Source organism: Bacillus sp. FSL E2-8900 (genome assembly GCF_037966225.1).
GTDB classification, from domain to species: Bacteria; Bacillota; Bacilli; order Bacillales; family Bacillaceae_G; genus Bacillus_A; species Bacillus_A cereus.
The window spans coordinates 867,728-880,785 of record NZ_CP150193.1; the positions used below are offsets into that span (position 1 = coordinate 867,728).

Consider the following 13,058-nt stretch of genomic DNA (forward strand, 5'->3'; position numbering starts at 1 on the left):
ATTTTAACAAGAGAAAATCATGATGTCTATATACATGAGCAATATTCATAAAAAGAATTATTTGAAAAAATGTAAGAGAAACAGGTAAAACCTTCTGTATTGACCTGTAAACGCCCTTCAAGTAAACTAAAGAGAGTTTGCAAATGAAAAGGTGATAATGTTGTTAATTTCAATTAAAACGTTACAAGATGATCGTTTTTTACGTCCGCTACAAAATATTGGCGGCTTATTTTTTGAAGATAGTACGATTGGATTTGAACAAGAGGAAGCAAATCTGATCGTTGATATACACATTGAGGATAATGTGAAAGCATCTGCTCAATTGACGGATGTTAGCACAGGAAATGTGTATGAAGAAACATTCTCGAAAGATTTATCTGCTTTCACAGATGAAAAAGAGCGTATGAAGCAAGTGAAGCACGTTGTTTCTTATGTATATCTTTCTGTTCTTCAGCAGTTAACTGGTATTGAACAAAGCTGGGGTATTTTAACGGGAGTACGTCCGACGAAACTTCTTCACAAAATGCTTCAAAATGGTATGTCAAAAGAAGAAGCGCATCAAGAACTTCGTGAAAGTTATTTAATTCATGAAGAGAAAATTGAACTTCTTCAGCGCATTGTTGATTGCCAATTAGCAGTTGTTCCGGATTTATACCGTTTGAAAGAAGAAGTAAGTATTTATATCGGTATTCCGTTCTGCCCAACGAAATGTGCATACTGTACATTCCCAGCTTATGCAATTAATGGACGCCAAGGATCTGTTGATTCGTTCTTAGGTGGTTTACATTATGAAGTTCGTGAAATTGGTAAGTTTTTAAAAGAAAAAGGTGTAAAAGTTACGACGATTTATTACGGCGGCGGTACACCTACAAGTATTACAGCAGAAGAGATGGATATGCTGTATGAAGAAATGTATGAAGCGTTCCCAGATGTGAAAAATGTGCGTGAAGTAACAGTTGAGGCAGGTCGCCCAGATACGATTACTCCAGCAAAGCTAGAAGTGTTAAATAAATGGAACATTGACCGTATTAGTATTAATCCACAGTCATACCATCAAGAGACACTAAAAGCAATTGGACGTCATCATACTGTAGAAGAAACAATTGAGAAATACCATTTAGCTCGTGAAATGGGAATGAACAATATTAATATGGACTTAATTATTGGTCTTCCTGGTGAAGGGTTAGATATCTTCAAGCATACGTTAGATGAAACAGAAAAGTTAATGCCAGAATCATTAACAGTTCATACGTTATCATTTAAACGTGCTTCTGAAATGACGCAAAACAAACGTAAATATAAAGTAGCAGGTCGCGAAGAAATTACAGCGATGATGCACGAAGCAGAAGAGTGGACGCAAAAGCATAATTACGTACCATATTACCTATATCGTCAAAAGAATATTTTAGGTAACTTAGAGAATGTTGGTTATGCAATGCCGACGCAAGAAAGTATTTACAACATTGTCATTATGGAAGAAGTACAATCAATTATCGGACTTGGTTGTGGTGCATCAAGTAAATTTGTTCATCCGAAGACGGGAGCAATTACGCACTTTGCGAATCCGAAAGATCCAAAATCATATAATGATGGCTTTGTGAAATATACAGAAGATAAACTGAAAATTTTAGAAGAGCTATTTGCATAAGAAGAAAGAGGTTGTTCCGAGTCGGAACAACCTCTTTTTTATCCTGCAGTAACGGGCGGTCCGATTATATCTTGTCAGTTTTTGTCGGTAAGTCGATATATTCGAAAAATCGCTGATATAAATTGAGTTGTGGTTGATATATTTTGAAAATCGCCGATATAATTTCATTTAGCGTCTAGCGGTACCGTATGTAAAACTATGTCGATAATAATCAGAAAAATTAGTCAAATCATTAGAGGACAATGTCTACTTATGGACGAAATGATAGATTTATGAAAGAGAAAAGGGGGAAATTGTTGGCATGTATATGACGATAGGGAGAATTTTTGATTTATCAGTTGGTAAGTATCCAAATAAAGAGGCGTTAGTGGAACCTGAAAAAAATATTCGCTGGACGTATAAACAGTGGGATGAACAAATAAATAAAACAGCGCACGCTCTATTAGAAGAAGGGGTAAGAAAGGGAGATACGGTATCTGTTTACTTATATAATTGCCATGAATTTGTAAACGTTTACTTAGCCTGTGCGAAAATTGGTGCGATTTTTAACCCGATTAACTTCCGCTTAAAGGCGAAAGAAGTATCTTATATTCTTCAGGACGCATCCTCGAAAGTCGTTGTCTTTGAAAAAGCAGTTGAGTCAACTGTTGCTATAATTGAAAGAGATTTTCCAAATACATCTTTTTGGTCTATAGAAAACGATAAACCTTCCTATGCAAGTTCCTACCATGAAAAAGTGAATGAAGCATCTTCTGAGAAAGTAAATATCGAAATTGATGAAATGGATTATTGTTCAATGCTTTATACGAGCGGTACGACTGGGCATCCGAAAGGCGTATTACATCGTCATCGCGAAATGACTGAGCATAGTATGATTTGTACGTATTTCCTTAAATATAATAGAGATAGTGTTGGGCTTGTTGTTGCGCCTTTATATCACTGTGGTGAATTAAATGCCGGAATCATACCACGCATTCAAGTTGGCGGAAAGAATGTTATTTTGCATCATTTTGATACAGAAACAGTATTACATACGATTCAAGAAGAAAAGATTACGACGTTCTTTGCAGCGCCGACGATGTGGAATATGTTGTTGCAAAAAGATTTAGCTCAGTATGATTTAACGTCAATGAAAATCGGTATATATGGCGGAGCAGCAATGGCACCGGCGTTAGTGAAGGAATGTAAAGAACGTCTTTATATTGATCTTGTTCAAATATACGGAATGACAGAAATGGGGCCAGTTGTTGCGTTTCTCGTAGAGGAGGATCAAATTACGAAAGCTGGTTCAGCAGGCACGCCATGTTTTAGCCATGAAGTTCGTATTGTGAAACCGAACGAGGATGCACCGGCAGAACCAGATGATGTATTACCTCCTTATGAAGTGGGAGAAATTATTTTACGCGGCCCAACTATGATGGCTGGCTATCATAATCGTGAAGAAGCGAATAAAAAATCGATGTATAAAGGATGGTATCATTCTGGTGATCTAGGCTATTTTGATAAAGACGGTTATTTATTCGTTGCTGATCGCGTTGATGATATGGTAATTAGCGGTGGCGTAAACATTTATCCTCGTGAAATTGAAGATTTCCTTCATAGTCATCCAGGTATATTAGATGTGGCGGTACTTGGTGAGCCAGATGAATTATGGGGAGAGCGTGTTGTGGCAGTTATTGTGAAGAAAGATGAAACAATAACAGAAGCTGATTTAGAAACGTATTGCAAAGAAAGTGATGAACTAGCAGATTATAAACGTCCGCGTCATTATTTATTTGTAGATGAACTCCCTCGTAATGCGAGCGGGAAGTTGCAGAAGTTTGTACTGAGGGAGTCGTTGAAAGGTGCGAAAAAATAGAAAATGCAGGATGCCCCATATCTATGGGGTATCCTGCATTTTTCTGTATTAAACAGAAGAAACAATATCTTTGTTAATTCTCATTTCTTCTTGGTGAAGGTTAATTAGCGCATTTGAAATAAGGTGGAAAAACAAAAGGGATGTAATGCACAAAAAGAAAAGACACCCTAAGGTGCCTCTCTCCGACTTGAACCATTTCATTTCATACGAATCGGAATCTATCCGTATTACCATTACCCCTTTGTTATGAGTGTAAACACACACTATAAAGCAGAATCGTCTATATACACTAGATTGTTAGTTCACAAAAGACAAGAGATTTGAAATCAATATCGAAGTGACGCCACATCCCCTATAATAATTGATATGTTACGCCTTTTAAAAGAATCTGCTTTATAGAACGTGCCCACAAGTTATATTTTACTACATGTAATATTCATTTAGTGTATTTTTTGATGAATATGTATAATTACATAAACTGTATGAAAAAAAAGAGAGTATACTCTAATATTGTGTAATAAAGATGAAGCCCGCCTACGAATAGGGGGCTTTTCTTACTTTTTATAAATATTTATTCCAATTATATTATCAGATGAGTCTAAACGAATATAAACGTCAGCTGATAAAAGGTGTGCATTATATATTCGTTGTTTATATGTTGATATCTCGAAGCGTTTTCCATTTAATTCACATTCTAGAATAATCATATCGCCATGTTCTTTCCAAGTTATTAATTTAGCAGTTGTATTCATATAAACCTCCTCTGAATCATTTTATGAAAATTAATAGAGATAGTGTGAGAAAGGAGTTTATATAACAAAAAAAGACACCTTAAGTGTCTTCTTTGATTACTATAAAAGTCGTTGAATAAAATAGGTTTCTATTTTTATTTGCGTGAAAAGCCTTCTTCATCAAGGTATTCCGCAGCTTCTGGATAAGAGTTGAATGTACCGTCTAAGTTTACACCAGCGTACACGTTCCACATGTCATCCTCTGAAATAAGAGTAAGAATATGACCATCTTCGTTCTGCCATTCTTCTTCTTTCGCAGGTTCTACAGGTGCTACTACTTCTTCTTGTGATAGAAGGTCAATTGATTTCTCAATTACTGAACGTAACTCCTCTGCTGAAAACTCACGGATGTTAACCATGCCTTTATCATCTGTTTTATAACCTTTAATACCGCTTGCATATACAAATCCATTTCCATTTGGGTGTAAATGAAATACAACGTTCTTTTTATCTAAACGACTTTCTTCAAAGTGGAAGTTTACACGTTTTAATGATACGTTCTTTCTTTCTAGTTCTGGGAAAGATTCAATAATCGATAATTTTTCTTCAAAAGTTAGCATAGTGCCTCCAAGTATATAGTAAAAGATTTAATTTGTTCATTATAGCATAGTTGCAATTGTTTCCAAAGATAAGGGGAAAACTTTTCGTTGAATACGTTTACGTCACGAGAATGTAAAAAGTGAGCTAACGAATGTATCTTTTTAGGTGTACAATGGAACATGGACTTTATACAAAGGTGGTTTTTTTATGTTTCAAAAAATAGCAAAGGAATGTTTAGCAGGATTTACTGTTGCGATTGTTGCGTTACCACTTGCGATTGCATTTGGTATTGCCGCGACAGGAACGTCTGAGGGAGCGCTTGTTGGATTGTATGGTGCGATTTTTGCAGGTTTATTCGCAGCGTTATTTGGCGGGACACCTGGGCAAGTAACAGGGCCAACTGGACCAATTACCGTTATTGCAACAGGAGTTATTGCGACGCACGGGTTAGAGGCAAGTTTTATTGCCTTTATGATGGCAGGGTTATTTCAAATTTTATTCGGTGTATGTAAGCTCGGTTCTTACGTTCGATATATTCCGTATCCTGTCGTTTCGGGGTTTATGAATGGTATTGCATTAATCATTATTTTAGGCGAAATAAAGCACGTACAAAATAGTTTTTTACTTGTTGTGTTAACGATTATTGTAATGATTGTTTCTGGTAAATGGATTAAGGCGATTCCGTCTAGTTTAGTAGCACTAGTCGGTGTGACAGCTTTGCTTCCTTTATTTTCTTCCTTACTCGAAGGACTTACAGTAAAGTTACCGATTATCGGAAATCTTTCACTAAATAAAGTAATTGAAAAGATTGGAACCATTCCAGAAGCGATGCCTACGCTTCATATTCCATCTTTAAGTGGAACAGGAATAGCAGCACTTATTTTGCCAGCGCTTAGTATTGCTTTATTAGGATCGATTGACTCGTTGTTAACATCGGTCGTAATGGACAATGTGACAGCTACACGTCATAAAAGTAATAAAGAACTGGTCGGACAAGGTATCGGTAATATGATGAGCGGATTGTTTGGCGGATTAGCAGGTGCAGGTGCGACTGTAAGGTCTATCGTGAATATAAGAAGTGGCGGTAAAACGGCACTTTCGGCATGTATGCATAGTGTTATCTTATTTATTTTTATTATGGGTCTTGGTTCGGTCGTACAATATATTCCACTTGCTGTATTATCAGGTATTTTAATTTTAACTGGTATTGGAATGTTCGATTGGGGAAGCATGAAAAAGATGCATGTCGCTCCTAAAGGTGATGTCGTTGTTATGCTCGTAACGATGATTGTAACGGTGAAGTTCGATTTAATGATTGCTGTTGCATTCGGTATTATTCTTTCGTTCATCATATATATGGTGAAATGTAAAGAACGCAAAACTTCTATCGTAAAAGAAAAAGAAGAAACGTACACAATTCAAGGACCGCTCTCTTTCCTATCAGTAGATCGTATTTTCTCTACTTTACAAGATGTGAAGTCACCGGTTGTTTTACGTATGAAAGATGTGCGTTATATGGATGTATCAGGAGCTATGGCATTATTAAATTTTGTTGAGCAATCAAATAAAGTAGGAGCAAGTGTAAAGCTTGAGCAAGTACATCCGAGTATTGAAAAAACAATCGCAGTAATGGCAAGCGATGAACAGAAAGAGCAATTGAAAATTTTAAGTGTTTAGATGGTAATTAGAATATCTCACAATCTTACATAAATTATAATGTAGAGTTGTGGGATATTTTTATAATGTTTTTAGTAATATGTATCGCAGTGATAGAGAGGAAGGGCTCTTTTTGCGTAACAGAAACGGTTATAGTGTGTACATATATAATGGAAGGAATTAGAAAAAATATTGTGAAGAGACAGGCTTAAATGGGTTCTCTTTTCTATTTTGAAAAAAAAACCAAGTATTCAACCTATAATAAATTTGTTATGATAACCAATGGGATAAAGTGAATTCCTATCGTTTAAAACAATATGTTTGAGAGTATATGTATAAAAGAAAAGAGAAAAAATATGAATAAAACATTTGTAAAAGGAGCAGCAATTTTAACCATTACAACTTTTTTGTCGAAATTGCTGGGTAGTTTTTTTCAAATTCCATTACAAAATATTGCAGGAGATGAAGTGCTCGGTATTTTCCGCCTTGTTTTTCCTGTATATATGATTGCTCTTACATTATCGGTAGCCGGAGTTCCACTTGCAATTTCGAAACTAATTGCAGAGTTGAACGAAAAAAATAAGCAAAAGGAAATTGCGAAATTATTTAAATCAGCTTCAATTATTGGGATAGCATTTGGCGTTTTCGGCTGTTTAGTCATTGTATTATTTTCTATTGAAATTGCAAATATGCTTGGTGGACAAGAAACTAGAATGCCGTTGCTTATTACTTCATTAGCGTTACTCATTGCGCCATACATGGCGGTGTATAGAGGGTATTTTCAAGGTTTCGGTGATATGAAACCAACAGGGGTATCACAGGTCATTGAGCAATTTGTACGTGTGTTTTTTATGTTAATAATTGCTTACATACTAGTATCATGGGATAAGAGTAATACTGTTATTACTAGTGGTGCGATGGTTGGCTCTTTTCTTGGAGTCATTAGTTCGCTTATATATTTGCGTATAAAATATAATAGAAGTCCATACTACAATAAAAGCAATTCCTATTCGCTCCGAGATTTAAGAGAAAACGGCAAAAAGATATTGCGGGTATCGATCCCAATCGCTATTGGAGCTTTATCAATGCCACTTTTAAATTTAGTAGACTCGCTTACAATACCGCATGTATTACAAGGATCATCAACAGAAATTCAAGAACAATTTGGAATATACAGTCGCGGTTTTGCATTCACGCAAATAATTGTTATTTTTGCAAGCGCAATTGTATTTCCGTTAATACCACTCTTAACTTCCGCATTGGCCAAAAGAGATATAAATTTGGCGAAAATAACAATTCAAAATACAAATCGACTAGCGCATGTTTTGACAGCACCGTTAACAATATGGTTGATGGCATTAACAGTACCGTTAAATGTCGGATTGTTCACAGACGTAAAAGGCAGTAGTATGTTAACAGTGATGATTGGCAGTTCGTATTTTACTGCGGTTATGGTATTATCAATAGGTGTTTTACAGGGCATTAACCGTTCTGCACAAGCTGCATGGATTGTTATTGGTGCGAGTTGTGTGAAAGTCGTGTTAAACATAATGTTCGTGCAGAAGTTTGGCATAGATGGAGCGGCGTATAGTACATTAATTACTTACGTATTGATTTGTATTGTAAATCATTTGTATATTCGAAGCTATATTGCCTATTCTATTCATTTAAAAAGCTTTTTTGGTGTGCTAGCAATAGCATGTATTTTGGGACTAGGATTGTATGAATTATGTAATGTGATAAATATTACATCTTCAAGAATTATGACGTTATTATTCAGTGGTATAGCATTAAGTATTACAACCATTTTGTATGGTGTATGTGCTTTGAAATTAAAATGGATATCAATAAACAAAATACCATTTTTAAAAAGATAAATATAGAAATTTAATTTTTTATTATAATTCATATGAACTGATAAAGAGGAAACTATGTAGGGTATCAAGTGTTTAGGTAAGGAATGGGTACTAGTTTATGTTAGATGAAATAAATGGTTACCTAGTTTTGGAGGAGATTTAGGGTGCGTTTAGTCTTATCAGGATATTATGGTTTTTATAATGTTGGAGACGAGGCGATTCTACAATCAATTATTGAATCGTTAAGTAAAGAGAACCCGGATATAGAACTAGTAGTACTATCAAATGATTCTAAATATACAAAGGAAATGTATGGTGTAGAATCGGTAGATCGCTGGGATATAAAAGCTGTTTATCATGCGATAAAAAACAGTGATGGAGTTATTAGCGGTGGCGGGAGCCTTCTTCAAGATCAGACAAGTACGAAGAGTATTCTATATTATACGGGTATTATGGGACTCGCTCGATTATTAAAAAAGCCGTATTATATTTATTCACAAGGAATAGGTCCAATTACAAAAGGATATAATCGTCTATTAGTAAAATGGAACTTGTCAAAAGCTTCCTATGTATCAGTTCGAGATGAGGATTCGTTTTTATATTTAAAAGAACTTGGCATAAAAAACGATATTGAAATTGTTCCAGACCCTGTTTTAACATGGAAACGGACAAAACAATCGGATTGGTTGCAAAAGCATTCGATACATGGAAAAGTAATTGCGGTTAGTGTGCGTTATTGGAATGCAAAAGAAGATTATATAAAAAAATTAGCTGCGGCATTAAAAAAATTAAAGCAAGAAGGATACCAAATTCTATTTGTTCCAATGCATGAGCCATTTGATCAAAAAGCTTCGCGTGAAGTAGTAGACTTAATGGGAGAAGAGACGTATATGCTTCCATATAAAATGGATATCGACGAGAAAATATTCATTTTATCACAATGTTCATTACTAATTGGTATGCGTCTTCATGCACTAGTTTTTTCTGCTGTAGCCAAAACTCCAATGGTCGGGATTTCATACGATCCAAAAATTGATTCGTTTTTAAGTCAAGTGAATCAGCCAGTTATAGGAAGTGTGGATGGCGAATGGAGTGCTGAATATTTATATGAAATTGCGAAAAAGCAATTAATGCAACAAGGAACTGTGCAGCAAGAGTTACAATTGACAATAGATGAGCTTCGGTTGCAAGGCAAACAGGCAACAAAGAAACTCATTGATCATATGGAAAAAGGCACTTTATTAAAAAAGTAAAGTGTCTTTTATTTTGTTTTGAATGTAATGAAAATTCAAATTAAAAAACGTTTTATTTTAATTCCTATTTATTATGCTAAAATGATTGTGATTATTATATAATCAAATTTGTGATAATAAATTCGTAGATTACGAGGAGGATAACCTTGAAGACTTTTTCAAAAGGTATAACAGCAGTGGCATTAACGGGATCATTACTTTTAACTCCTATTTCAAGTTATGCGGCAAATGATGATATTACAGGACATATGTTTGAGACGAATATGCGCTCACTTATTACTAAAGGAGTTTTAATGGGGTATGGAGACAATGTATATGCGCCTGATAAATTAGTAACAAGAGCAGAGTTTGCTACATTCATAGCGAGGGCTTTAAATTTACCGAAAGCTGATTCGAATTTCGAGGATGTGCCGAAGACTTACGGTTTATATGATGGTGTAAGTAGAGCATATGGAGCGAAAATTATTAATGGTCGTACGAACGAGACGTTCTCACCAAATGATGTGATTACACGTGAAGAAATGTCGATAATGGTAAAGCGAGCGTTAGACTATAAAAATATTAAAGTAGCTGTAAGTCCGCTTACCTTTACTGATAAAGATAGTATTAACTATAAAGAGCATGTGCAAGTTATGGTGGCTACTCAAATTATTAAAGGGTATCCAGAAGATAATACATTTAGACCACATTTATCAGCTACAAGAGGGATGGCTTCAGCTATGTTGGATCGCATGCTTCAGACGATTGAAAAAAACGGAAATAGCAATCCTGTAGAAACTAAGAAATATGTCGTGACAAATGTAAGAGAAAACGGAACAGAGCAAGAAGTAGAGCGCTATAATACGTATAAAGAAGCGGTTACCGCTGCTCAAAATAAAGGTATGAATGCGGTAAAATACGAGAACGAATTTTTATGGATTAAAGATGGTTTTGCAAGTGCGAAAAGAATAACTGGGCAAAACATCATTAATATTTATGATGAGAATTTATCAACAGTATATACGTATATTCAGTATGGAACAGAATTGAAAGTGTTAGAAGTTGGCGAAGATCGTGTGAAAGTTCAACTTTCTGGTTTGACAGGTTATGTGAAGAAGAATGAAATCACTTTAATTCCTACCAATGAAATGAAACAGTCGTCTTATTATGTGAAATCAGATGGATATTTATACCATAAATATTATACATATAATACAAGTTCACCTGGATATACAGAATTTAGATATGGTGTGGCACCTTCTTTCATGAAGCAAGGACAGCAAATGTATAGTGTAGATGGAAAGACATTTGGAGACGAAACTTTCTATCAATATTTCAATTATTTATCATTACGTTCGAAAACAGATTATACAGCTGAACAACTAGATAGTTATGTGAAATCGATTAAGCCAGACTCTCCATTAATTGGTTTAGGAAAGAAATTTAAAGAAGTAGAAAGCAAGTATAATGTAAATGCATTATTCTTATATTCATTAGCAATTCATGAAAGTTATTATGGAACAAGCGCTCTTGCAAAAGACAAAAATAATTTATTTGGTTTAAAAGCAACAGACGATAGTCCATATGGTAACGGAGAAGCATTCAATTCAAAAGAAGATTGTATTGAACATGCAGCAAAATTATACATGAATGAAGGATATTTAAATCCAGGACATTGGCGTTATACAGCAACATATACAGGTGATAAAGCTGCTGGTTTAAATGCGAAATATGCATCTGATGCGAACTGGGGTAAAAAAGTAGCGGGGCATATGAACCGTTTTGATTCTTATTTAGGTAAAAAAGAATACAACAAGTACAAACTTGCACGTGTGATGAATAACGTGGAAGTGAAAAAGAATCCTAGTATATCAAATGAGCGACTGTATCGTTTAAATACAAATGTAGTTGTCACAGTTACTGGTGAAGAGATAATAAATGGAAAAGCGTGGGTTAAAGTTATTTCAGATAATCCTACTGTAACAGAAGCGTATATTGCAAAAGAAAGCTTAGAGTACGTAAAACATTAATTAAATAAAAAAGAAGGTGCTACTAATATTTCGTAGCACCTTCTTTTTATTCAATTTCAAAATCAACAATGATATAAGCGAGTATAACAACGAAGAAAATGCTAACGGCTGGCGCTGTTAATACGTGGCCAGACATAAAGCCAATGCCAAGTGATAGAATGAGTGTGCTCGCTAATAGCATATACTTTACGCTCATGATTTTCTTAAAGTTTGTGATCATGCGGATGAATAATGTAATACCAAAGTATAGAAGTGGTATTAAGTAAATAAGGAAACCGATAATTCCAAATGCGAAAAATAGGTCATGGAAGTCCATTTCAATTAATTTAATTTTATCTGTGTAGTTACCAGCATAACCCATTCCGAATAGTTTTTGTGAAAGCGGTGCGTCTTTATAGTACTGTTTGTATGTTTTTAAGAATTTGTCGCGATCGCTGTAAATTAAACTTTTTACTTCAGAATCTGTAAGTTCACCTTTTGCATGTTTTTTTGCATCTTCTGGATCTGCTTTAATTACTTTTCCTTCTTTTCGATCTTTCTCTTCTTGTACTGATTTTTTGTATTCGTATATTTGCATGTGAATGCCCATATTTTTTGCGATAGGAGTATGCGGTGTAAGAGCAATTAAACCTCCTAGTATAACTGCGACAACAACGGTATTTACAATATGTGTGAATCCTTTTCCTTCTTTTTTACGATTTATCATATATTCAATGAATGAGAAGAAAAGTGCTACGCCTAATGTAATAACAATTGCGCCATATCCGACTTTCGTTCCGACCATAATACTTGCATACATCGCAAGTATTGTTGGAATCCAGTAATATATTTTCGAGAAAGAAGTTGTTTTATGAATCGAATATAAGACAATGATTGGGAACATAATGGCGAAAAGAGAACTTAAATCATTTCCAGCGAAGAACCAACCTCTTGAACCGATTTTTGAGTGAGGATAGCTTGGGAAATCCGTTCCAGTTTGCATTGCGACAATCATTGTAATGCTTAAAATTAAAGTTGCATATAAGAAATATGTAATGATTTTATGGAATACATACTCTTTATTTTTTAGCTCTTTAAAGGCGATAATATATCCAAACAGTAGCACAATTGGATATATGCTCTTTAAGATGAATTTAACTTCTTCTCCAAATGAAACTGGAGATTTAACCATCATATTATTTACAAGGCCGATTGCGAGTGCGATTCCAAGTAAACATAAATAGAGGATGTACTTTTTCGCATCTTGTTGTTTGTGATGAAGAAGTAGGTATCCTAATGCAAGAAGCATAAAGGCGAAACGGACTACAACTCCAACTGTTGCGCTCATGTGTAGTATATAGATTGAAAAAGATGTTAATAAATCTAAAATTGGTTGAAACACAATGAATAGCAATAGGAAATGTGGGAAGTAGTTATCCGTTTGTTTCAACTTATTAACCATATGTTC

The 13,058-nt window shown here is 34.8% G+C and carries 9 protein-coding genes; 6 read left to right on the forward strand and 3 right to left on the reverse strand.

Annotated elements, in window-relative coordinates:
• Nucleotides 1–157 precede the first annotated feature (157 nt).
• The gene (locus NST90_RS04460; protein ID WP_002164625.1) at nt 158–1,648 is read left to right on the forward strand and encodes a coproporphyrinogen III oxidase; all 1,491 of its coding nucleotides are present in this window, start codon (nt 158–160) and stop codon (nt 1,646–1,648) included.
• 301 nt (nt 1,649–1,949) lie between these two features.
• Complete coding sequence (locus tag NST90_RS04465) at nt 1,950–3,506, forward strand: fatty acid--CoA ligase (RefSeq protein WP_000281993.1); 1,557 nt, start codon at nt 1,950–1,952, stop codon at nt 3,504–3,506.
• A 554-nt stretch (nt 3,507–4,060) separates the two neighbouring features.
• Here NST90_RS04465 and NST90_RS04470 read toward each other — a convergent pair.
• Together NST90_RS04470 and NST90_RS04475 are read right to left on the reverse strand one after the other, a co-directional pair.
• Nucleotides 4,061–4,258, reverse strand: coding sequence for a hypothetical protein (locus NST90_RS04470; RefSeq protein ID WP_001098262.1), 198 nt, complete (start codon nt 4,256–4,258; stop codon nt 4,061–4,063).
• 134 nt (nt 4,259–4,392) lie between these two features.
• The gene (locus NST90_RS04475) at nt 4,393–4,857 is read right to left on the reverse strand and encodes a hypothetical protein (protein ID WP_000954998.1); all 465 of its coding nucleotides are present in this window, start codon (nt 4,855–4,857) and stop codon (nt 4,393–4,395) included.
• A gap of 187 nt (nt 4,858–5,044) precedes the next feature.
• On the opposite strand from NST90_RS04475, the gene NST90_RS04480 reads away from it, so the two are divergent.
• The 4 genes from NST90_RS04480 to NST90_RS04495 all read left to right on the forward strand — a co-directional run bounded on the left by NST90_RS04480 (nt 5,045) and on the right by NST90_RS04495 (nt 11,611).
• Nucleotides 5,045–6,514: a SulP family inorganic anion transporter gene (locus NST90_RS04480; RefSeq protein ID WP_163093104.1), complete on the forward strand. Its 1,470-nt coding sequence runs from the start codon at nt 5,045–5,047 to the stop codon at nt 6,512–6,514.
• A 335-nt stretch (nt 6,515–6,849) separates the two neighbouring features.
• Nucleotides 6,850–8,370, forward strand: coding sequence for a polysaccharide biosynthesis protein (locus tag NST90_RS04485; protein ID WP_006919753.1), 1,521 nt, complete (start codon nt 6,850–6,852; stop codon nt 8,368–8,370).
• Between the two features lie 143 nt (nt 8,371–8,513).
• Nucleotides 8,514–9,602, forward strand: coding sequence for a polysaccharide pyruvyl transferase CsaB (gene csaB / locus NST90_RS04490; RefSeq protein WP_001241591.1), 1,089 nt, complete (start codon nt 8,514–8,516; stop codon nt 9,600–9,602).
• A gap of 146 nt (nt 9,603–9,748) precedes the next feature.
• A complete protein-coding gene (locus tag NST90_RS04495; protein WP_000847506.1) occupies nt 9,749–11,611 on the forward strand; it encodes an S-layer homology domain-containing protein in 1,863 nt (620 codons plus the stop codon).
• Between the two features lie 46 nt (nt 11,612–11,657).
• Here the strand turns inward: NST90_RS04495 and NST90_RS04500 are convergent, their stop codons facing one another.
• Nucleotides 11,658–13,052 carry an O-antigen ligase family protein gene (locus NST90_RS04500; RefSeq protein ID WP_065224678.1) on the reverse strand — a complete coding sequence of 465 codons (1,395 nt, stop codon included), beginning with the start codon at nt 13,050–13,052 and terminating at the stop codon, nt 11,658–11,660.
• Between the last annotated feature and the right edge of the window lie 6 nt (nt 13,053–13,058).

Excerpts from the sequence above, each read along its gene's own strand:
- NST90_RS04485 (WP_006919753.1), top strand. The coding sequence starts at position 6,850 with ATGAATAAAACATTTGTAAAAGGAGCAGCAATTTTAACCATTACAACT.
- NST90_RS04460 (WP_002164625.1), top strand. The coding sequence starts at position 158 with ATGTTGTTAATTTCAATTAAAACGTTACAAGATGATCGTTTTTTACGT.
- NST90_RS04465 (WP_000281993.1), top strand. The coding sequence starts at position 1,950 with ATGTATATGACGATAGGGAGAATTTTTGATTTATCAGTTGGTAAGTAT.
- NST90_RS04475 (WP_000954998.1), bottom strand. The coding sequence starts at position 4,857 with ATGCTAACTTTTGAAGAAAAATTATCGATTATTGAATCTTTCCCAGAA.
- NST90_RS04480 (WP_163093104.1), top strand. The coding sequence starts at position 5,045 with ATGTTTCAAAAAATAGCAAAGGAATGTTTAGCAGGATTTACTGTTGCG.
- NST90_RS04470 (WP_001098262.1), bottom strand. The coding sequence starts at position 4,258 with ATGAATACAACTGCTAAATTAATAACTTGGAAAGAACATGGCGATATG.
- NST90_RS04500 (WP_065224678.1), bottom strand. The coding sequence starts at position 13,052 with ATGGTTAATAAGTTGAAACAAACGGATAACTACTTCCCACATTTCCTA.